Below are 20,807 nucleotides of genomic sequence, written 5' to 3' on the forward strand. Positions count from 1 at the left end.
GAACCGCCCCCTCCGTCCTGCCCGGGCCCAATGACGCCTGCTGGTGCGGCAGCGGCTCCAAGTACAAGAAGTGCCACCGTGGCGCCGACACCGTCGAGGCCCGCAAGAAGGGCACCGACCTCAACGTCCGCAAGGGCCTGCGCCCGGGCCTCGTCAGCCCACGGCGCGTCGTGCCCATGACCATCGCCCGGCCCGACTACGCGGACTCCGTGAGCGGCCGGCCGTCGCGCTCCCGGAACGAGCCGGACGTGAAGTCGCCGGACGTCATCGCGCGCATGCGCCGCGCCTGCCAGGCCGCGGCCCAGGTGCTGGTGGAGACCGCCCAGCACGTGCGCGTGGGCATCACCACGGATGAGCTGGATGCCATCGCCCACGAGGCCTACCTCAAGCGCGGCGGCTACCCCAGCACCCTCAACTACCACCGCTTCCCCAAGTCGCTCTGCACCTCCGTCAACGAGGTCATCTGTCACGGCATCCCGGACAGCCGCGCGCTGGAGGACGGCGACATCGTCAACCTGGACATCACCATCTACCTGGATGGCGTCCACGGCGACTGCTCGGCGACCTACCTCGTGGGCAACGTGGAGCCGCAGCACCAGCGCCTCGTGCAGGTGGCCCGCGAGTGCCTGGACGTGGGCATCGCCGCCGTGAAGCCCGGCCGCCCCATCAGCGACATCGGCCGCGCGGTGGAGGCCCACGCCGTGAAGAACGGCACCAGCGTCGTGCGCGCCTACTGCGGCCACGGCATCGGTGAGACCTTCCACACCGCGCTCCAGGTGCCCCACTACTACGAGCCCGAGGCCGACACCGTCATGAAGCCCGGGATGGTCTTCACCGTCGAGCCGATGATCAACCAGGGCCACTGGGACCACCGGACGTGGAACGACGACTGGACCGTCGTCACCGCTGACGGCATGCGCAGCGCCCAGTTCGAGCACACCCTGCTCGTCACCGACACCGGCGCGGAGATCCTCACCCGGCCGTAAGGGCCAGCGCCTCCTGAAACAGCACGGGCCCCGGACGCGCTGCGCTGGCGTCCGGGGCCCGCTTCATTCCAGCCCTTCGGCTACGCCCGACGACGGCGCAGCTTCAGCATCAGGCCCACCGCGAGCAGCAGGCTCGTGGCGCCCAGCGGGCCGGGGGCGGTGCTGTGGCAGCCGCAGCCTTCACCCTCGTCCGGGTCCACGGCGTCGTCGGTGACGAACACCGCGGTGGTGCGCGCGGGCACCGTGAAGCTGCCCGTGTTCCGGTCGTACGAAGACTGGCGCACCACGGGGTCGGTGGAGGCCTTCAGCACCGGGTGCAGCTTGAGCTTCACCGACTCGTACCCGGCCGCCTTGAACGTCTGCGCGTCATCCGTGCCGTTGAACAGCACGACGGCGCGCGCGCCCTCCGCGTTCGTGCCGTGGTCCTGCATGGCCATCACGATGAGGCCGGGGAGCTGGTCCGGGCCGGTGTTCTGGAACCGCACGTGCTCCTTCACCTCGTCGCCCGTGCGCAGCCGGAACAACCGGCTGCTCTTGCGGACGGTCAGCATCTCCTCGAAGTGGTCGCGCGCGCGCACGATGTCCGCCGGCGTCGGCTTCAGCGCCGCGTCCGCCAGCAGCGGCCCGAAGAGGCCCCAGTTGGACTGGTTGTCCGCGGCCGGAGGCAGGCCCACGCCCCAGTTGTTCGACTGGTAGGTCCAGTCCAGCTTGTTGAACCAGTCCCCGGAGTTGAAGCTGTTGCGGTCCAACGACTTGGAGCGCAGCAGCTCATCACCCGCGTGGAAGAACGGGATGCCCTGGCCCAGCGCCACGATGGCGATGCCCAGGTTGTGCATCCGCACGCGCTCCGCCATGGGCAGGTCGCGTCGCGCCTTCAACTGCACCGCGTCGAACAGCGTCTCGTTGTCGTGCGCGGAGACGTAGGTGATGACCTCCTGCGGATCCGTGGTGTAGCCCGCGGGCGCCCCGTTGTAGAGGACCTGCGAGCCCATCACCTCCGCGCCCGTGCGGTCCTGGAGCACGTAGTCCTTCAGGTTGCCCGTCAGGCCCACGCGGATCCAATCGCCGTAGGTGAGCAGCTTGTCCTTCTGCGCCGCCTCCGTGCCCTGGTCCGTGCTGTTCGGATCCGACAGCAGGCCGGTGATGAAGCCCTGCTCCTGCAGGCCGCTGAAGGGGCCGCCGCCCCGGGCGCCGTCGCGCAGGCGGTCGTTGAACGTGCCAATGCCCGTGCCCGCCATGTTGAGCTGCGTGGCGTTGGTGCCGCGCGCGTTGTTCTGCACCTCGCCGAAGTCCCAGCCCTCGCCGTAGACGTAGATGCTCTTGCCGTCCACGCCGTCCTTCGCCACGGTGAGCGCGTCCAGCGTCGTGCGCAGCTTGACCATGTTGGACTTCAGGTGGTGGCCCATCAGGTCGAAGCGGAAGCCGTCCACCTTGTAGGCCGTGGCCCACGTCACGACGGAGTCGATGAGCAGCTTCTCCATCATCGCGTTCTCGGACGCGGTGTTCTGGCAGCAGGTGCTCGTCTCCACGTTCCCGTCGTCGTTGAGGCGGTGGTAGTAGCCGGGGACGAGGCGGTCCAGCACGCTCTTGGCGTCCTGCCCTGCGGAGTTGGTGTGGTTGTAGACCACGTCCATCACCACGCGCAGGCCGCGCTGGTTGAGCGACTGCACCATCTCCCGGAACTCCACCGTGCGCGTGGGGCCTTCCGCCTGCGTGGCGTAGCTGCCCTCCGGCACCGTGTAGTGGTACGGGTCATAGCCCCAGTTGAAGCCGTCCAGGTCCGCCACGGCCTTCACCGCCGCCTGCTGCTCCTGGGAGTCCGGCGGCAGCGACACCAGGTCGCCGGCGGGCTTCTGCTGCCCGGCGCGGTTCTCGTTGATGGTCGCGATGTCGAACACCGGCAGCAGGTGCACGTGCGTCAGGCCCGCCTTCGCCAGCCGCGCCAGGTGCTTCGTGCCATCCGAGTCCCGCGTGAACGCCTTGAACGTGCCGCGCTCGTTCTCCGGGACGGTCGTGTCGTTGATGCTGAAGTCGCGCACGTGCAGCTCGTAGAGGACGATGTCCTCGGGCGCCTCCAGCACGGGCTTCGTCAGCGCGCTCCAGCCCTGGGGCGCGAGCGTGGGGTCCGAAAGGTCCACGAGCTGGCTGCGCTCGCTGTTGGTGGAGAGGGCCACCGAGTACGGGTCGGTGACGAGGTTCGTGACGACCTTGCCCTCCTTGCGCACGTAGACCTCCGCCTCGTACAGGTAGAAGCGGTTCTTCCACGTCGCGTCGCCCGTCGCGCTCCAGACGCCCTTGGCCCCGGCCACCATGGGCACGCGGGTGAAGGTCGCCGTGGGGGTGGCGTCCGCGTACAGCAGCACGTTCACCTGCTTCGCCGTGGGGGCCCAGACGCGCAGCGTGGGGATGCCTGCCTCGAACGACACGCCGAGCGCGCCGTCATACGTGTCCAGGTCGTCCAGCACGCCCGCGAACTGCGCGCTGGTGGCGTCCAGCGGCGTGCCCTCCGCGTTCGTCGCGGACAGCACCACCTGGCCCTTGAGCCACGTGGCCGCGTTCGCCGCGTCCGCCTCGGAGAGCTTGAACACCGGCCGGCCCACGAGGTGCGGGAAGCGCGCCTGCTGCGCGGCGGTGAGGCCCGCGGCGTCCCGCGTCAACGTCACCGAAGTGCCGCCCTGCACGCCCGTACCCGCGAGCGTCATCGCGCCCGTGGCGTCCGTGTGCAGCTTGAACACCGTGCCCGCGGGCACCGCGACCTCCGGGCTCCACACCAGCGTGTCGCGCGCCACCCAGTGCGCGCGCGCCAGCAGCAGGTTGCCGGCCGGAGCCCCCGCGGCGCGGATGGTCACCTTCTTGGACGCGCCGGAGTCGAACGTGAACACCATCTCCTGGTTGTCCTCCGTCACCGCGAACGTGGCGTTGCCGCCCGGGTACGACGTGGTCCAGCCTTCGTCGAGCGCGACCTTGCACTCGTAGTTGCCCTTGGGCAGCGCCTTCGTGGTGAAGGTGTAGATGCCGTCGCCGTCCGGGTCCTGCATCATCGAGCGCAGGCAGTCCGGGGACCAGTCACCGGGGCAGCCCAGCTCGCTCTGGAAGCTGCCCGCGACCGTGGCGATGGTGCTGGAGCGGTTGCTCGTCACGTACGACGACTTCGCGTCGAAGTAGAACTTCACCGCGCCCGCCGCCGCCTGCGTCAGCACCACGTCCGCGCCGCCGGGACCGCCCTGCGTCTGCGACAGCGAGCCGTCCAGCGCGACCTTGAAGTGCCACGTGCCGGCCGGCACGGTGAACGACCCCTGCCAGACGTCGTCCGCCGCGTCATACGTCAGCGCCGTCTGCGCGCAGGTCGGGTTGTTGTCCGAGGCGCAGCCCGCCTCGCTCTGCAGGTCGCCAATGACTGTCACCGACGTCGGCGCCGCCAGCGAGGACAGGGGAACGAGCGCGGTGAACAGCCCGCTGAACGCGAGCGCGCGCACCGCGCGGGGGAAGGGAAAAGGGACTCTCAGGGGAAACCTCCAGGGGGGTGAAAATTTCGCGCACGCTAGCAGCCGGCCCTGTCACACGCGGCGGACCCCGAAATCCGCCCTGTGGCGTCGGGTCTCGGACGGCCGCCGCCAGCCTCCCAGCGGCCTCCAGCTGAGACGCAGTGCGGCACGAATCGCGCGCTCCGTCGAAGTCACCCGCGCCTTGCGTCAAACAGGTGTGCAACGGAAGACATCCGAATGATGCCGCGTTGCGCCATCAGCCGATTGTTCCAGGGGCCCTTCACCCCTTTTCAAACTGTTGGCTACAGTGCCCCGCCCAGATGTCCCTACGTCTCCCCCGCTCACAATCCAACGCTGTCTCCCACCGCGGTCGGTGGCGCCCGATGCTCCAGGGCCTCTTCGCCCTGTGTCTGGCGGGGTGCGCCACGGCCCCGCCGACGCCGACCCGACCCGCGACGGAGGCCGCGCCGACGCAGCCCGCCGTACCCGCGCCGGCCCCGGAAGCGCCCGCCGCGCCCGCACCCGTCACGGAGCAGGTGGCCCCCAAGGAGCCCGCGCGGCCCTGGGCGGACGAGGTGCTGTACTTCGTGGTGGTGGACCGGTTCGCGGATGGCGACCCGACGAACAACGAGAAGGGCGACCTCAAGGCGGCCGGCACCTTCCACGGGGGGGACCTGAAGGGGCTCACCGCGAAGCTGGACGAGCTGTCGTCGCTGGGCGTGACGGCGCTGTGGGTGACGCCGCTCTTGAAGCAGATCCCCGGCTTCGTCACCGGCTCTGGCTTCCCGGACTGGGGCTACCACGGCTACTGGGCGGATGACTTCCACGCGTTGGATCCGCGCTTTGGCACCGAGGCGGACTTCAAGGCGCTGGTGGACGCGGCGCACGCGCGCGGCATCCGCGTGCTGCTGGACGTCGTCTACAACCACCCGGGCTACAACTCGCGCTACCTCAAGGAGAAGCCGGACTGGCTGCGCTCCGAGGACAAGGGCACCTGCGGCCAGGACGACGTGACGTCGTGCGTGGCGGGCCTGCCCGACTTCAAGACGGAAGTGCCGGAGGTGGCGAAGTACCTCCTGGACGCGCAGCTGGACTGGGCGAAGCGCTCCGGCGTGGATGGCTTCCGGCTGGACACCGTGAAGCATGTGTCGCACGACTTCTGGAAGGAGCACCGCCGCCGCACGCGCGCGGAAGTCAGCCCCGACTTCTTCCTCTTGGGCGAGGTGTGGGGCGGCGACGTGGCGGTGCTGGAGCCGTACTTCACCCCGGATGAGTTGGACGCCGGGTTCGACTTCGCCTTCCAGGGCAACACGCTGGCCTTCCTGCAGGGCCGGGGCCGCGCGGTGGCGTTCGACCGCTACCTCCAGTCGCGCGGGAAGGTGACGCCGGGACACCACCTGGCGCACTTCCTGTCGTCGCACGACGTGGACGGAGCGCTGCACCAGTTGAAGGGCGACGTGTCGCTCTTCCGCCTGGCCGCCGCGCTGCAGCTCACCACCACCGGCATCCCCGTCATCTATTACGGCGAGGAAGTGGGCCGCGCGGGCGGGGACTGGCCGCAGAACCGCGGCGACATGCCGTGGGGCAAGCAGGCGGTGAAACCCGGCGCGGGAAAGAAACGCGACGAGGCCCTGCGCGAGTATTACAAGCGCCTCATCTCCATCCGCCGGGCCCACCCGGCCCTGTCGCGCGGCGCGCACGAAGCGCTGTCCACCGAGGGGGACGTGTATGTCTTCCAACGCAAGGACGGGGCTTCCGGCGACACGGTGGTGGTGGCGGTGAACCGCGGCAAGACGCGCGGGACGGCGTCGGTGCCGTGGCCGGAGGGGTGGACGGGCGTCGCGGAGGTGGAGGACCTGCTGAACGGAGGGCGGACGAAGGCGGGCGCCACGCTGGACCTGGCGCTGGAGCCGCTGTCCGCGCGCATCCTCGGGCGCGTGCAGTGAAGCACCCGCAGGGCGCGCAGAACCTGACCCGGACGTGCTGTTGTCGTCGGCGCGGGCGGGGCTCTTGTTGGAGGGCCTGATGGCCGGCGTGTCGTTCAAGGACGTGGCGAAGCGGTACGGGGACGTGTCGGTCATCGAGGGGCTCAACCTCGATATCCGCGACCATGAGTTCATGGTCCTCGTGGGGCCGTCGGGTTGCGGCAAGTCCACGGCGCTCCGGATGATCGCCGGCCTGGAGGAGATCTCGGGGGGCACCATCTCCATCGGCCCGCGCGCGGTGAACGCGCTGCCGCCGAAGGACCGGGATGTCTCCATGGTGTTCCAGAACTACGCGCTCTATCCGCACATGACCGTGCGGCAGAACCTGGAGTTCGGCCTCAAGATCCGCAAGACGCCCAAGCCGGAGATGGACAAGCTGGTGGACGAGGCGGCGGAGATCCTCGGCATCACGCACCTGCTGGAGCGCAAGCCCAAGGCGCTGTCCGGCGGCCAGCGCCAGCGCGTGGCCCTGGGGCGCGCCATCGTGCGCAAGCCGGCGGTGTTCCTCTTCGACGAGCCCCTGTCCAACCTGGACGCGAAGCTGCGCGTGCAGATGCGCTCGGAGATCAAGAAGCTCCAGCACCGGCTCCAGGTCACGTCCGTCTACGTCACGCACGACCAGATCGAAGCGATGACGATGGGCCACCGCATCGCGGTGATGAAGGACGGCAAGCTCCAGCAGCTGGGCACCCCGCTGGAGGTCTACGAGAAGCCGGTCAACGTCTTCGTGGCGCAGTTCATCGGCACGCCGCCCATCAACATGCTCTCCGCCACGCTGGACGCGGACGGCTCGACGCTGGTGGGTGAGGGCTTCCGGCTGCCGGTGGCGCGCACGCTGCGCGCGGAGACGGCGGGCAAGGGCGGACGCAAGGTGAAGTTCGGCCTGCGCCCGGACAACATCCTGGCCGCGGGCGCGCCCGCGCGCGGTGAGACGGCCCCGGTGGAGGCCCTGGTGGAGCTGGTGGAGCCGCTGGGCAACGAGCTCATCGTGCACGCCCGCCTGGGAGACAACCCGCTGGTCTTCCGCCTGCCGCCCCAGTCCACCCCCGAGCCGGGCGCCAAGGTGCCCGTCGCCGTGGAGCTGGAGTCCCTGCACCTCTTCGACGCTGAATCCGAACTGCGTCTGTCCGTTTGATACCCCGGAGGCATCTTCCATGACGAACCTGCGAACGTTGCTCGCGGCCCTCTGTCTGTGCGCAGTCGGCCTGTTGCCCGTCCCGTCCTTCGCCGCCACGGAGCTGGTGCTCTGGCACGCCTACCGCGCGGAGGAGAAGACCGCGCTGGAGAAGGTGGTCGCCGAGTACAACAAGGCCAACGAGGCGAAGGGCATCAAGGTCACCACGCTGGCGGTGCCCTATGACGCCTACGCGGATAAGATCTCCGCCACGGTGCCGCGCGGCAAGGGCCCGGACCTCTTCATCTTCGCGCAGGACCGCCTGGGCGGCTGGATTGAAGCGGGCAACACGGTGGAGCCCATCGACTTCTTCCTGGATGACGCGACGAAGAAGCGCTTCATCCCGACGACGATGGAGGCGATGACCTACCGGGGCACCGTCTATGGCCTGCCGCTGAACTACAAGGTCGTCACGCTCATCTACAACAAGAAGCTGGTCCCCACGCCGCCCAAGACGTCCGGCGAGCTGGTGACGATGGCGAAGAAGCTCTCCGACGCGAAGGCGGGCCGCTTCGGCCTCGCGTACGCGTACGGCGACTTCTACTACCACGCGGCGGTGATGAACGGCTTCGGCGGCGGCGTGTTCGACGCGAAGACGAACCCCACGATGAACTCGCCCGCCAACGTGAAGTCGGTGGAGCAGGTGCTCAAGTGGAAGAAGGACGGCATCCTGCCGGCGGAGCCCTCCAGCGCGCTCATCACCTCGCTGTTCAACGAGGGCAAGGCCGCGATGGTGTTCTCCGGTCCCTGGTTCCTGGGGGAGATCGCCAAGGACGTGGACTACGGCCTCGCGCGGCTGCCCACGCTGGATGAGAACAAGGGCACGCCGATGAAGCCCTGGATGACGGTGGAGGGCGTGTACGTGGCCGCCCCGTCGAAGAACAAGGAAGCGGCGTACGACTTCGCGAAGTTCCTCACCGACGCGGGCCCCGGCAAGACGCTGGCCCTGGAAGGCCGCCAGAGCCCGGCGAACCAGGCGGTGTACGCCGACCCGAAGGTGGCCGCGGATCCGCTGCTCAAGGCGATGAAGGACCAGGTGGACGTGGCCGTGCCCATGCCCAACCTCGCGGAGATGTCCATGGTCTGGACCCCCGCGACCGCCGCGATGAACTCCGTGCTCAAGAACACGGCCACGCCGAAGGCGGCGCTGGACGTGGCCCAGAAGAGCGTGGCGAAGGACGTCGCCGGCCTGCGCAAGAAGTAAGCGAGTGAGGACCTGAAGTGAGCCAGAACGCCCCCCAGCAGCCCCCTTCCGCGGCCGTCACCTCCGTGACGGCCCGCACCACCCCGAGCGGCGACGCGACGGCCCCTTCTTCCTCGGGGCCCTCGGGCCGTTCCGGGCGGGGACACTGGGGACGCGTGCTGGTGGGGCTGGCGCTCGCGCTGGCCGTGACCCTGCTCCTGGCGCACGGCCTGCTCGCGCGCGCCCAGGCGGAGCGCGGCGCCGAGCGTGCCCAGCGCAAGTCCGCCGTGGCCCTGCTGGGCCTGACGGACCTGGTGCAGCGCGCGGGGGGCACCGGAGACGCGGTGCGCGCCGTGGTCGCGGGCTGGCCCCGGCTGGACGGGGGCGCCGCGCGTGTCATCGCCTTCAGCGGCATCCGGCTGGAGGCGTCCACCTTCCCGGAGGACACCGGCGACAAGGCGGCCCCGCGCCGGCTGTCGCGCGAGGAGAAGCCGCTGTACGACCGCGGTCAGCGCCTGCGCGCCGCGGTGGAGACGAACCGCGAGGAGGGCAGCGCGCGCAAGTCGGAGGTGGAGTCGCAGACGCTGCCCACCGGCGGCCGGCTGTTGTCCGCGCCGGTGGAGCTCGACGGGCAGGTGGTGGGGTCGGTGGAGTGGTTCACGCCGGTGCTCACGGAGGCGGAGGCGCCCTCGTGGGGGCCGGTGCTGCTGGCCTTCCTGCTGCCGCTCGCGGCGTGCGCGGCCGCGGTGTTCGCGCTGTCGCGCCAGGGCGCGCGCGTGGCGGTGGCGGCGGTGCTGTTCGTGGCGGGGCTGGGTGGCTACACGGTCTACTCGCTGCGCGCGCTGGACGCCGAGCTGCGGGAGACCGAAGAGGCCGTGAGCGCGGAGCTGCGCACGCGCGGTGAGAAGGCCCAGGCCCTGGTGGCCGCCAACAGCCTGAAGGCGGAGCCCGCGCTGAAGCCCGGCGTCTGGGACGCGGACGCGATGCGCCGCCCGCTGGGGCAGCTGACGGACGAGGGCGTGCCGGACGCGGGCAAGCTCGCGGCGCGCGGCGCGCAGGTGCGCGGCGACGCGGGCAAGGCGCTGGGCGCGCTGGGCGTGCTGGGGCTGGCGGTGCTGCTCTTCATCGGCCTGGGCGCGCTGCACCGCACGGTGGCGACGGCGGTGGAGTTCCGGCAGGCATACGCCTACGTGCTGCCGGCGATGGTGGGGATGGTGCTGCTCGTCTTCTTCCCCTTCGCCTACGGCATCACGCTGTCGTTCACCGACGCCAACCTCTACAACAGCAGCCAGCCCTTGTCGGAGCTGTGGGTTGGCCTGAAGAACTACACGGACATCCTGGGCGACTTCAGCTTCGCGAAGACGGCGGCGGACGGCTCGCTCGTCTTCAACTACCTGAACTTCTACTACACGCTCCTGTTCACCATCTTCTGGACGGTGACGAACGTGACCATCGGCGTGACGGTGGGCCTGCTGCTCGCGCTGGCGCTCAACGTGCCCAACCTGCGCCTGCGGCCCATCTACCGCGTGCTGCTCATCCTGCCGTGGGCGATGCCCAACTACATCACCGCGCTCATCTGGAAGGGCATGTTCCACCAGCAGTTCGGCGTGGTGAACCACGTCCTGCGGATGTTCGGCGCGGAGGGCATCGCGTGGTTCGACTCGCCCCTCACGGCGTTCTTCACCGCGCTCGCCACCAACGGCTGGCTCTCCTTCCCGTTCATGATGGTGGTGTCGCTGGGCGCCCTCCAGTCCATCCCCGGGGAGCTGTATGAAGCGGCGCGTGTGGACGGGGCCAATCGCTGGCAGCAGTTCACGGCCATCACGCTGCCCGCGCTGAAGCCCGCGCTGGTGCCGGCCATCATCCTGTCGGTGGTGTGGACCTTCAACATGTTCAACATCATCTTCCTGGTGACGGGCGGCGACCCGGGCGGCTCCACCGAAATCCTGGTCACGCAGGCGTACAAGTTCGCCTTCGAGCGCTACCGCCACGGCTACGCGGCGGCGTACTCCACCGTCATCTTCGGCATCCTGCTGATGTACAGCGTGGTGCAGAACCGCATGAGCCGCGCCACGGAGGCCGCGTAACCCATGGCGCTCTTCTCCGAACGTCGCGAAGGCATCTCCCACCTGCCGCTGCACGTCGTGTTGGTGGCCTTCACCCTCTTCACCATCTACCCCATCCTCTGGGTGGTGAGCCTGGCGTTCTCCGGCAAGCAGAGCCTGGCCATCGCCACGCTGCCGGAGAACCCCACCTTCTGGGACCGGCTGCGCGCGGTGACGCCGTGGCCGGAGCAGTTCTCCTCATCCAACTTCGTGTCGGTGATGACGGATCAACCGTTCGCCAAGTGGATGCTCAACAGCGCCATCATCTCCATTGGCACCACGGTGGTGGGCGTGTTCCTGGCGTGCACCGCGGCGTATGCCTTCAGCCGCTTCAAGTTCCCCGGCCAGCGCACGGGCATGATGGCGTTCCTCGTGTCCCAGATGTTCCCGGGCACGCTGATGCTCATCCCGCTCTACATCATCCTGGTGCAGTGGCTGGGCCTGGGCAGCAGCCGGCTGGGCCTCATCATCGTGTACGCCACCACGTCCATCCCGTTCAGCGTGTGGATGCTCAAGGGCTACTTCGACACCATCCCCCGGGACCTGGAGGAGGCGGCGCTGATTGAAGGGGCGTCCGTGGGGCGCATCTTCTGGAGCGTCATCCTGCCCCTGGCGAAGCCCGCGGTGGCGGTGACGGCGCTCTTCAGCTTCATGACGGCGTGGAACGAGTTCATCCTCGCCGCGACGTTCATGGACCAGGAGACGATGTACACGGCGCCCGTCGGCCTGCGCTTCTTCGTGGGCGGGTTCAGCCAGCAGTGGGGCTACTTCGCGGCCGGCTCCATCATCGTGTCGGTGCCCGTCGTCTTCCTCTTCCTGTTCCTCCAGAAGTACCTCGTCTCCGGGCTCACCGCCGGTGGCGTGAAGGGTTAGTCGCAGTCCGTCGCAGTCCTTTGTCTTCGCAAGGAGCCACCCCCCATGATCAACCCCCGTATCGCAGTCCTCACGCTCGCCGCCTCGCTGGCGACGGTGCCCGCCCTGGCGGCCGACAAGGTGTCCCTCAAGGACCCCACCGGCGACGACAAGGGCCCGGGCAAGTACGTGTACCCGACGGACCCCGTGTACAAGCCGGGCTCGTTCGACCTGACCGGCTTCACGCTGGAGAAGGGCGGCAACAAGACGGACCTGACCATCCAGATCAAGGGCTCGCTGGAGAACCCCTGGAAGATGGCGGACGGCTTCTCCGTGCAGGAGGTGTTCATCTTCATCGACACCGACCACAAGGCCGGCAGCGGCTTCACGGACGCCCCCCCGGGCCTGAACATCGCCTTCGACGGCGCGGACGCCTGGGACAAGGTCATCGTCATCTCGCCGCAGGGCTCCTCGCGCGTGCGCGCGGAGGCCAACAACAAGGCGGGCGCGATGAAGGGCGCCGTGGTGGTGCCCACCAAGGTGCGCGCCTCCGGCAACAAGATCACCGCCACCGTGATGAACACGGACCTGGGCGAGGGTGACCCGTCGCAGTGGGGCTACCAGGTCGTGATGCAGTCCAACGAGGGCTTCCCGGCGGACAACGACCTGCTCACGCGCCGCGTGAACGAGTACGAGGGCCAGCACCGCTTCGGCGGCGGCACGGACTTCAACTGCGACCCGCACGTGATTGACGTGCTGGCCGGCCAGGCCAAGGGCGACGGCGCCGAGGCGAAGGCGCAGTACGACATGCTCGCCTACGAGTGCAACGCGGACGGAACCTCCAAGAAGAAGGCCACCCTGCGCATGGTGGGCCCGAACCGTCCGTCCACCACGGAGGCCCGCGCGGCGACCCCGGCTCCGGCGGCGACGCCCGCTCCGGCGGCGACGCCCGCTCCGGCGCCCGTCCCGGCTCCGGCGCCCGTGCCGACCCCGGCCGCTCCGGCTGGAACGACGGTGGCGCCCACGCCGGCGCCCACGACCGCGTCGCCCACGAAGTAATGGGCGACTGTTCAAAAACGGTCTGTTTCAAGGTTTGATGCAGCAAGGGGAGGGCTGCCGCGGTGACCCCGCGGCGCCCCGGGAGAGGGGATGACCCCCTCAGCTTCAAAAGCTTTCAGAGAAGGGTTTTCCGAACATCATGAAGATTCGCACGAACGTGGTGCGGGGAGCGTGTGTGCTCTCCGTGGCGGCCGGCCTGGTTCCCGGGACGGTCATGGCGCAGGACAGCGGCCCCAAGCTCACCATTGGTGGCACGACCTATACCAAGTACCTCTGGGGCAACCAGCGGGACCAGGGCGCCCTCTACAACTTCTCGACGGTGCCCGGTGAGGGCTACGGCGACAACGGCATCGGCACGGAGCTGGAGCTGCTGCTCAACGCGAAGATCTCCCCGCAGGTGGAGGTCAACGGCCGCATCCACAGCCGCTTCAACCAGAACTTCTGGACGAACTTCGGCGGCTTCGGCGGCAACGCGGCGGGCCCCTGCGTCGCGGGTGACTGCGGCGAGTTCGACCCGCGCTCCAACCAGTACATCAAGCTGCGCGGCATGTCGGTGACGCTGCGTCCGGGCTACCTCATCGACTCGGCGCTCATCGGCGCGACGGACCTGGGCCAGTTCGACCCGTTCGTCATCGGTCGGGTGCGTTACATCGACCGCGACAACGCGGCGGCCATCATGCTCCAGGGCTCCAACCTGGACCGGCAGATCACCTGGGACGCGGCGCGCATCTCGCTGCCCCGGCTCTGGGCGGGCCCGGGCTTCAACACGGGCCTCTTCCACGCGCGCGACGCCGCCTACGGCTTCCAGGCGAAGTACACGGCGAGCGAGATGTTCGACGTGGGTGGCATCTTCCAGTACGCGAACGACCAGGAGGTGAACGCGGAGGACACCAACCTGGACGACGGGCGTGACCTGACCCCGCGCTACCGCAACGGCGTGGGCGGCCTGAAGGCCGGCCTGCACATGGGTTCGTGGCTGGACGTGCGCGGCGCCGTGTACACGTCGTACTCCAACGCGGACCCCGTCCTGTCGCCGAAGAGCTTCGGCGTCGGTGGCTACAGCCCGGTGCTGGCTGGTCACCACACGGACCAGACGTACATGCTGAACGCGTCCCTCAACGACCCGCTCGACGTGGGCCTGTCGCTGAACTTCCAGCTCTTCAGCATCGGCGCGGACTACGTGTCGGTGATGGCCAGCCGCCGCGAGGCGGACGTGCTGCTGACGGAAGGCCATGACGGCAGCTTCGCGTTCCCCGGCCCGTCCAATGCCTCCTACGGCATCTACAAGGGCAACCCCACGCGCATCGGCTACGGCGGCTGGTCCAGCGAGTCGCAGCAGGTGGCGACCATCAACGTGGACAACGACTTCACGGACTTCGACGAGCCCTTCGCGGAGACGGCGATCGGCTGGAAGGGCGCGACGCTGAACCCGGTCTACACGAACAGCGCGCTGGAGCTGGCGGGTGAGTATTCCTTCATCACCTACAACCAGAACTGGCAGGCGTACGGCAGCGCGGACAAGGCGCTGGGCGACAGCCAGTACCCGGGCACGGAGCTGGATTCGGGCGTGGGCCACAACTACCGCACGGCCTACCAGCCCTTCCAGGACAAGAAGACGCACCTCATCGCGCTGCGCGCGAAGTACGTGGTGGACGTGCTCAAGGGCATCGATGTGTTCGGCAAGTTCAAGTACATCCACGAGAACGACAAGCGCCTGAACGACCCGCGCTTCCTGCCGTTCAAGGATGGCGCGTGCGCCGGCGGCGGCGTGGCGTGCGACAACTCGCTCGTCAACGAGTACAGCGACGGCAACAGCACCTCCGGCCTGTATGGCAACCCGGGCGTCATCACCAACAGCCAGGGTGAGACGGGCTACCAGTTCAAGCCGTTCGACAACATCGGCGACGACGACCGCGTGCTGGACTACACGACGTTCACGGCGGGCGCCGGCTACCAGTTCACGGACGACCTGTACCTGTCCGCCAGCTACTCCAAGTTCTTCGCGGACCTGCTGGACGGCAACACGGCGTTCCAGGCGTACAACAACCACGAGATGGCGTCCGGCAAGCACAACAAGAACCAGCTGCTGGTGAAGGCGCGCTACATCCTGTCCGGCGTGGAGTTCGGTCTGGAGGGCCAGTACGCCTTCGGTTCCTTCCGCCCCGACTTCGGCGACGGCTTCGTGGTGCAGTACGCGGACGACACCATCGCCGCGGACCACAACGTGGCGGTGGGCTCTCGTGGCTTCACCAACCGCAACGGCGGCTGGAACAGCCTGGAAGAGCGCAACTTCGACCACATGCGCGTCAAGGCGTTCATGAAGGCGCAGTTCTAGTCCCCGTCGTTCCCTGGAGGCCCTGACGGGCTTGCTGGGGGATGTGACGGATGGCTTTGGGAGCCCGGGGCGCCGACAGGCACTCCGGGCTCCTTGCGTTTGGAGCACCGCGCGGTACACCTCCGAAGGTCGTCCCCCTTCGTGCTCGAGGTGTCCCGTGCTCCTGCGCCGCCGCGGTCTGTCCGCGTTCCTGCTCGCCACCACCCTGTCCGCGTGTTCGGGGGCCCGGACGCACGAGGACGCGCTGCTGTTCCGCCTGGAGGACCCGGTGGGGGACGACCTCGGCGACGGCGAGCTCGTCTACCCGCGCCGGCCGGACCTGGGGCGGGGCGACCTGGACGTGGTGGCGGTGGCGGCGTTCGCGGAAGAGGGGGCGACGCGGTTCGAGGTGACGTTCGCGCACCCCATCGCGAAGCCGTCGCGGGGGCAGGCGGTGGATATTGGTGGGGCCACGGTGGCGGACCGGGCGCGGCACGGCTTCTACACGTTCAACGTGGACCTGTACCTGGACACGGACCGGGTGACGGGCTCCGGGCGCACGGACACGCTGCCGGGGCGGCAGCTCACGCTGGCGCCGGACTCCGCATGGGAGAAGGCGGTGGTGCTGACGCCGCGCCCGTACGAAGCGCGCGAGGCGCTGCGCAAGCACTGGCGTGAGGGCGCGCTGCGCGCGTACGAGCAGAAGACGGGCCCCATTGGCGGCAAGGTGGAGGCGGAGCTGAACGCGACGGCGGAGGCGGAGCTGACGGCGAAGGTGTTCTTCCCCACGCTCATCCAGGTGAGCGGCCGCACGGTGATGTTCCAGGTGCCAAACAGCTTCCTGGGACAGCACGCGCAGAAGGACTGGGGCTACGGCGTGGCGGTGACGGGCGCGTCCATCGACCGGCGCGTCGCGCTGGGCGGGGTGTTTGGCGGCGTCACGGAGGGCGGCCCCCAGTTGATGGCGATGGGCATCGCGCCGGGGGAGCCGCTCAACGAGCGCTTCGGGGGAGGCCGCAAGGGCGACCCTTCGCAGTCGCCGGTGGTGGACCTGCTGGTGCGGCCGGGTGACTCGCAGGAGGCGGTGCTGGGGCCCGCGAAGCCGGCGTGGTCCACGGTGGTGCCCTCGGGGCGCGTGGTGGCTCCGGCGGCGACGGTGGACGCGGGCGTGCCCGAGGCGGCTCCGGCAGCGGCTCCGGTCACGGACGCGGGGGGCCTTGATGCGACTCCGTCCGAGGCTCCGGTGTCGGGTGGTGCGGTTGCACCCGTGCCCTCCGGTATGTCTGGGGATGCGGGCAGCGCTTCGCCGGCGCGCTGAGCTGTACGGCTCACGGCGGGAGGTGATGGGCGTGCGGCTTCGGGCCCGGTCACTGTCAGGATGGGGCGCCGTGCATCCTTGAGGGGCGCGGCCTCCCCTGTCGGGGTGTACCGGAGACGTCCATGTCCCTGTGCCGGAGCTGGGCCGTCGGGGTGTTGCTGCTGTGGCTGGGCACGGGGTGCTCGGCGGCGCGTGGGGTTCGTCTGGACACGGGACGGGGCGCGCCTGTCGTCCACTCGCCGCGGACGGACGTCACTCCGGTGGAGCTGGAGGCGGCTGCGTTCACGGAGGCGGTGAAGACGCTGGCGGAGGATGCGCCGGTGTCCGCGCATCCACGGGCGGAGGCGTATCGGCTGCTCGCGGGTTCCTTCTCCGGGGAGGCGTACTCGCGGATGCGAGGGCGTCTGGGATTGGTGTCCGTGGAGGAGCCGCGAAGAGGGCGGCTGCTGGTGGAGGAGGACGCGGAGCCGGTGCTGGCGAGCGCCTACGGACGGTGGTGTCAGCGCCGGCACGAGCCGGGAGATTGTCTCCAGGTGCTGGGGGCGGGGCCCCACCTGGATGAGGAGGCTCGACGCACGCTGGCCTTCGCCATCGCCTTGGACTCGGTGTGGGAGGAGACGGCCGAAGCGCTGGAGGGGATGACGAACCGGGAGGTGGTGGTCGCCACCATCGTCACGACGGGGACGGTGTACCTGTGCCTCTGGCTGCTGCCCGAACCCATCTCCAAAGGCGTGGCGGCGACGATGACGGTCGCGCTCATCGGCTACCTGGGAATCGACACGGTGTTGAGTCTCATCCAGGGCTGGAGGGTGCTGGCCGAGCAGGTGCGGATGGCCCGGAGCTTCGATGAGGTGCGCGATGCGGGGAATCAGTACGGCAAGGTGATGGGAGGGAACGCGGCGCGGGCCTTCGTCATGCTGGCCACGGCGGCGCTGGGCAGCACGGCGGAGACGATGGCCGCGAAGGTCCCGCTGCTTCCGGGTTCGGGACAGGCCGCGCTGGTGGTAGCGGAGCAGGCCGGAGTCCGGCTGGGCGCAGTGGTGCAGGTGGAGTCGGTGGCGGTGTCCACCGAGGGTGTCATCACGCTGGTGCTTGCGCCGACCGCGGTGGCGATGTCCGCTCGGGAGGGGGGCACCGCCGCGGGTGGCGTGGATGCCAAGGGGCACGAGCACCACATCGCTTCCAATAAGTGGTGGAGCGCTACGAACCGGGGTGGGCCCTGGTCTCCGCAGTTCCAGAAGATCTTCAACAAGGCCGGGATGTCGCTGGATGACCCCGCGAACAGGGTGAACGTGCCGGGCCATCGAGGTCCTCATCCAGAGGCGTACCACCAGAAGATCCTCGCTGCCTTGGATAGGGCTACGATGGGGTGTGGATCCATGGACAATTGTCGGGCTGTGTTGACGAGAACGCTGCGAAGCCTCGCGAGTCAGATCCTCAAGAAAGGTACAGACCTGAATCGGTTGATCACTGGTCTTGAGTGACGCAGGGAACCCGCAATGGAAAAACGCTACTTTGATCTTGACGAGGATGTTGCCGAGGGATTCTGGTTCCTGGGGCATCCCCTCGACTCTTCGGGGCGAGAACTTGATGACCCCTGGCAGTTCAGGGTCGGGAAGCCCGCGCACTTCACGGGGCAGGTCAGGTTCCCTGTGGATGTTGAGGGCGAGGCGCGCGACTTCTCCCATGCGGCGTTCCACACTCCGGTTGTTCACGCCAGGGTGGCGGCCCTTTTCAGGGAGTTGGCTCCCAACGACGTGGAGCTGATTCCTGTCGAGGTCAACTCCCACGCCGGGCCGTACTTCATCCTCAATGCCATCCACGCCATTCCGTGTGTCGATGTCGAGGCCTCGGAGGAAGCGCACTACTGGACCGAGGCGGACGGAATCCCCGAGAAGGTTGGCACCCTCCTCTCTTTGTATGGAATGCGCATCGACCCTTCGAAAGTGGGCGACGCGAAGGTGTTCCGACCCTCGGAGTGGGAGGTCGCTCTCATCGTCTCCGAGGACATCAAGGACGCGTTGGAGCGTGCTGGCTTCACGGGCACGAAGTTCGAATCGGTCACCGGCCCCAGCACCGTCGACCCCGTTCGGCGTGCTCAGACGAAGCTGCGCGGGGAGCTGTGGGACCAGGCGCGCATTGCCCGTGAGGCCGTGTGGCGCGGGCTGGGCACGCTGGAGGATGACTTCATCATCTCCATGGTCCTGGGCGGAGACTGGCCGGGCGGACGACAGGCCTGGCGGGTCATCCGTCGCGCCAACGAACACACGCTCGTGGTGACGGACGGCCTGTCGGATCCCTTCAGCGACATCCTGGACCGACCCACCGTGGGCTTCGGGCTGGAGCTCGCCATGGAGACCCCGGAGCTGTTGCCGGACCTGGAGAAGAGCTGGCTGGTGCAGCTCCTCGAACGCGTCGGCAACGAGCTGGCCGGACACGAGAAGCTGCGCTCCGCCCTGGAGCGCGGAACCCTCTCGATGGAGGTGTCCGGGCAGCACCTGCCCGAAACGCTGCTCACCCCAGAGGGCCGCGTGGCGGTGTTGCTCGGGATGCCGGCGGACTCGCTGCCCACCCACCTCACGCTGCCCGGAGGCGACGTGCGGCTCGTGACCGTGAAGGCGCTGCTGCCGTCGGAGCTGAAGTGGTTGCTCCAGCAGGGCAAGGGCGGTGCCGCGGAACTGGCGCGGCGCTTCGCCCAGGCGGGAGACGGTTATGTCTCCCGCTCCTGGCGTCAGCCCGTCGTCTGACGGACGCCTACTGCAACCGCCAGATGCCGGTGCCGCGCGCGGGCAGGCTCGTCTTCCACGCGCCCGCTCCACCCGAGAGCTGCGACACGCCCGTGTCCGTGAACAGCGGCTCCGCGGTCGTCCCCTCCACGTCGAGCGGCCCCACCGACACCTGGGCGTTGGAGAAGTTGTGCACCACCAGCACCTGCTCGCCGTCCAGCGTGCGCACGAACGCGAGCGTGGGGGACGGGCCCGCCGTCGGCGTGAAGAGGCGCAGGCCTCCCGTGCGCAGCGCCTCTGAACCCTGGCGCGCGTGGAGCAGTGCCTTGTAGCGCGACAGCAATGAGCCCGGCGCCGCCTTCTGCGTCTCCACGTTCGAGGTCTCCCTCCCGGAAGAGAAGCCGTACCACGGCGTGCCGGTGGTGAAGCCTCCCCCCGGCGCGGCCGTCCACGGCATGGGCGTGCGCTTGGACTCGTCGTTGTTGGCCGCGCCGTTGCCCAGCCCGATCTCCTCGCCGTAGTAGAGGAACGGCGCGCCCGGCAGTGTCAGCAGCACCGCCGCCGCCAGCCCCAGCTTCGATGTGTCGTTGGAGAACTGCGTGGCCACCCGCACCATGTCGTGGTTGGTGAGGAAGGGCGCGTCCACCACGCCCGCCGGGTAGTTGTTGCGCATCTCCAGCAGCTTCGCCGCCACCCCTCCGCCGTTGCCCGCGTTGATGCCCTCGAGCACGCGCGAGGACAGGGGGAAGTTGAAGTTGAGCGGCAGCTCGTCTCCGCCGGGCACCTGCGCCGTGGAGCCGTAGTACTTCGCCACCGAGGGCGTCTCGCTCCAGTTCTCCCCCACCAGCACCGCGTCCGGCTTCACCGAGCGCACGTGCGCGGCGAACTCCTTCCAGAACGCGTGCGTCTCCTGCGTGTCCGCCTGTCCCGCGCCGCCGCCTGTCTCGATGAGGTAGCGGGCCGCGTCCAGCCGGAAGCCGTCCACGCCGCGCTGGAGCCACAGCGTGGCCAGGCGCTTCACCTCCTCGCGCACCGCGGGCGTCTGCATGTTCAGGTCCGGCATCCCGCCCCAGAAGACGCCGTAGTACCAGGCGCCGTTGCGCTCGTGCCACGTGTCCGTCGTGGAGAAGGCCAGGTCCCACGGCTGCTTCCACGCCGGGTTGTTGTCCCGCCACGAATACCAGTCGCGCTTCTCCGACCGCGGCGACGACGCCGAGTCCACGAACCACGGATGCGAGGAGCTGGTGTGGTTGATGACGAAGTCGAGGATGACGCGCATGCCCCGGCGGTGCGCTTCGTCACACAGCTTCTGGAGATCCTCCGCCGTGCCGTACGCGGTCTGGATGCGCTCGTAGTCCACGACGTCGTAGCCGTGGTAGCTGGGCGACGCGAACACCGGCATCAACCACAGCGCGTCCACGCCCAGGTCGTCCGTCGTCGCCGGGTCGCCGTCGTTCAGGTAGTCCAGCCGCGAGATGAGCCCGGGCAGGTCGCCCACGCCGTCGCCGTTGGAGTCCTGGAAGCTGCGGACGAACACCTCGTAGAAGACGGCGCCCCGGTACCACGCGTCGCCCGCGGGCGGGGCGAGCGTCACGCCGCCGGTGGAGGGCGTGGGGACGG

Annotated in this window: 13 protein-coding genes; 11 read left to right on the top strand and 2 right to left on the bottom strand. The window is 69.0% G+C overall.

Annotated features, from left to right (window positions below; all coding sequences use genetic code 11):
• Positions 1-17 precede the first annotated feature (17 nt).
• Positions 18-986, top strand: coding sequence for a type I methionyl aminopeptidase (gene map / locus D7V93_RS12880; RefSeq protein WP_120643695.1), 969 nt, complete (start codon positions 18-20; stop codon positions 984-986).
• 80 nt (positions 987-1,066) lie between these two features.
• On the opposite strand, the gene pulA is transcribed toward map, so the two are convergent.
• Positions 1,067-4,462 (bottom strand): pullulanase-type alpha-1,6-glucosidase, encoded by a 3,396-nt coding sequence (gene pulA, locus D7V93_RS12885; RefSeq protein WP_120643686.1) that lies wholly within the window; start codon positions 4,460-4,462, stop codon positions 1,067-1,069.
• 392 nt (positions 4,463-4,854) lie between these two features.
• Between pulA and D7V93_RS12890 the strand changes: the two genes are divergently transcribed.
• The 10 genes from D7V93_RS12890 (at position 4,855) to D7V93_RS12935 (ending at position 19,208) form a co-directional block, all read left to right on the top strand.
• Positions 4,855-6,417, top strand: a complete 1,563-nt coding sequence (locus tag D7V93_RS12890) for an alpha-amylase family glycosyl hydrolase (protein WP_120643687.1) — start codon at positions 4,855-4,857, stop codon at positions 6,415-6,417.
• Positions 6,418-6,496: 79 nt separating this feature from the next.
• Positions 6,497-7,591 carry an ABC transporter ATP-binding protein gene (locus D7V93_RS12895; RefSeq protein WP_120643696.1) on the top strand — a complete coding sequence of 365 codons (1,095 nt, stop codon included), beginning with the start codon at positions 6,497-6,499 and terminating at the stop codon, positions 7,589-7,591.
• Positions 7,592-7,610: 19 nt separating this feature from the next.
• Positions 7,611-8,834, top strand: a complete 1,224-nt coding sequence (locus D7V93_RS12900) for an extracellular solute-binding protein (RefSeq protein ID WP_120643688.1) — start codon at positions 7,611-7,613, stop codon at positions 8,832-8,834.
• Between the two features lie 17 nt (positions 8,835-8,851).
• A complete protein-coding gene (locus tag D7V93_RS12905; protein ID WP_120643689.1) occupies positions 8,852-10,900 on the top strand; it encodes a carbohydrate ABC transporter permease in 2,049 nt (682 codons plus the stop codon).
• Positions 10,901-10,903: 3 nt separating this feature from the next.
• Positions 10,904-11,791 (top strand): sugar ABC transporter permease, encoded by an 888-nt coding sequence (locus D7V93_RS12910; RefSeq protein ID WP_120643690.1) that lies wholly within the window; start codon positions 10,904-10,906, stop codon positions 11,789-11,791.
• Between the two features lie 45 nt (positions 11,792-11,836).
• Positions 11,837-12,829, top strand: a complete 993-nt coding sequence (locus tag D7V93_RS12915; protein WP_208723009.1) for a glucodextranase DOMON-like domain-containing protein — start codon at positions 11,837-11,839, stop codon at positions 12,827-12,829.
• Between the two features lie 139 nt (positions 12,830-12,968).
• Complete coding sequence (locus D7V93_RS12920; protein WP_120643691.1) at positions 12,969-15,164, top strand: TonB-dependent receptor; 2,196 nt, start codon at positions 12,969-12,971, stop codon at positions 15,162-15,164.
• A gap of 157 nt (positions 15,165-15,321) precedes the next feature.
• Positions 15,322-16,461, top strand: a complete 1,140-nt coding sequence (locus D7V93_RS12925) for a glucodextranase DOMON-like domain-containing protein (RefSeq protein WP_158623726.1) — start codon at positions 15,322-15,324, stop codon at positions 16,459-16,461.
• Positions 16,462-16,583: 122 nt separating this feature from the next.
• Entirely contained in the window at positions 16,584-17,945 is a 1,362-nt protein-coding gene (locus D7V93_RS12930) for an AHH domain-containing protein (protein WP_120643693.1), read from the top strand.
• A gap of 15 nt (positions 17,946-17,960) precedes the next feature.
• Positions 17,961-19,208, top strand: coding sequence for an imm11 family protein (locus D7V93_RS12935; RefSeq protein ID WP_120643694.1), 1,248 nt, complete (start codon positions 17,961-17,963; stop codon positions 19,206-19,208).
• A 7-nt stretch (positions 19,209-19,215) separates the two neighbouring features.
• Here the strand turns inward: D7V93_RS12935 and D7V93_RS12940 are convergent.
• On the bottom strand, positions 19,216-20,807 hold a 1,592-nt coding region (locus D7V93_RS12940; protein ID WP_120643698.1), incomplete at its 5' end, for an alpha-amylase family glycosyl hydrolase.

The sequence above is a fragment of the Corallococcus llansteffanensis genome (genome assembly GCF_003612055.1).
Classification (GTDB): Bacteria; Myxococcota; Myxococcia; order Myxococcales; family Myxococcaceae; genus Corallococcus; species Corallococcus llansteffanensis.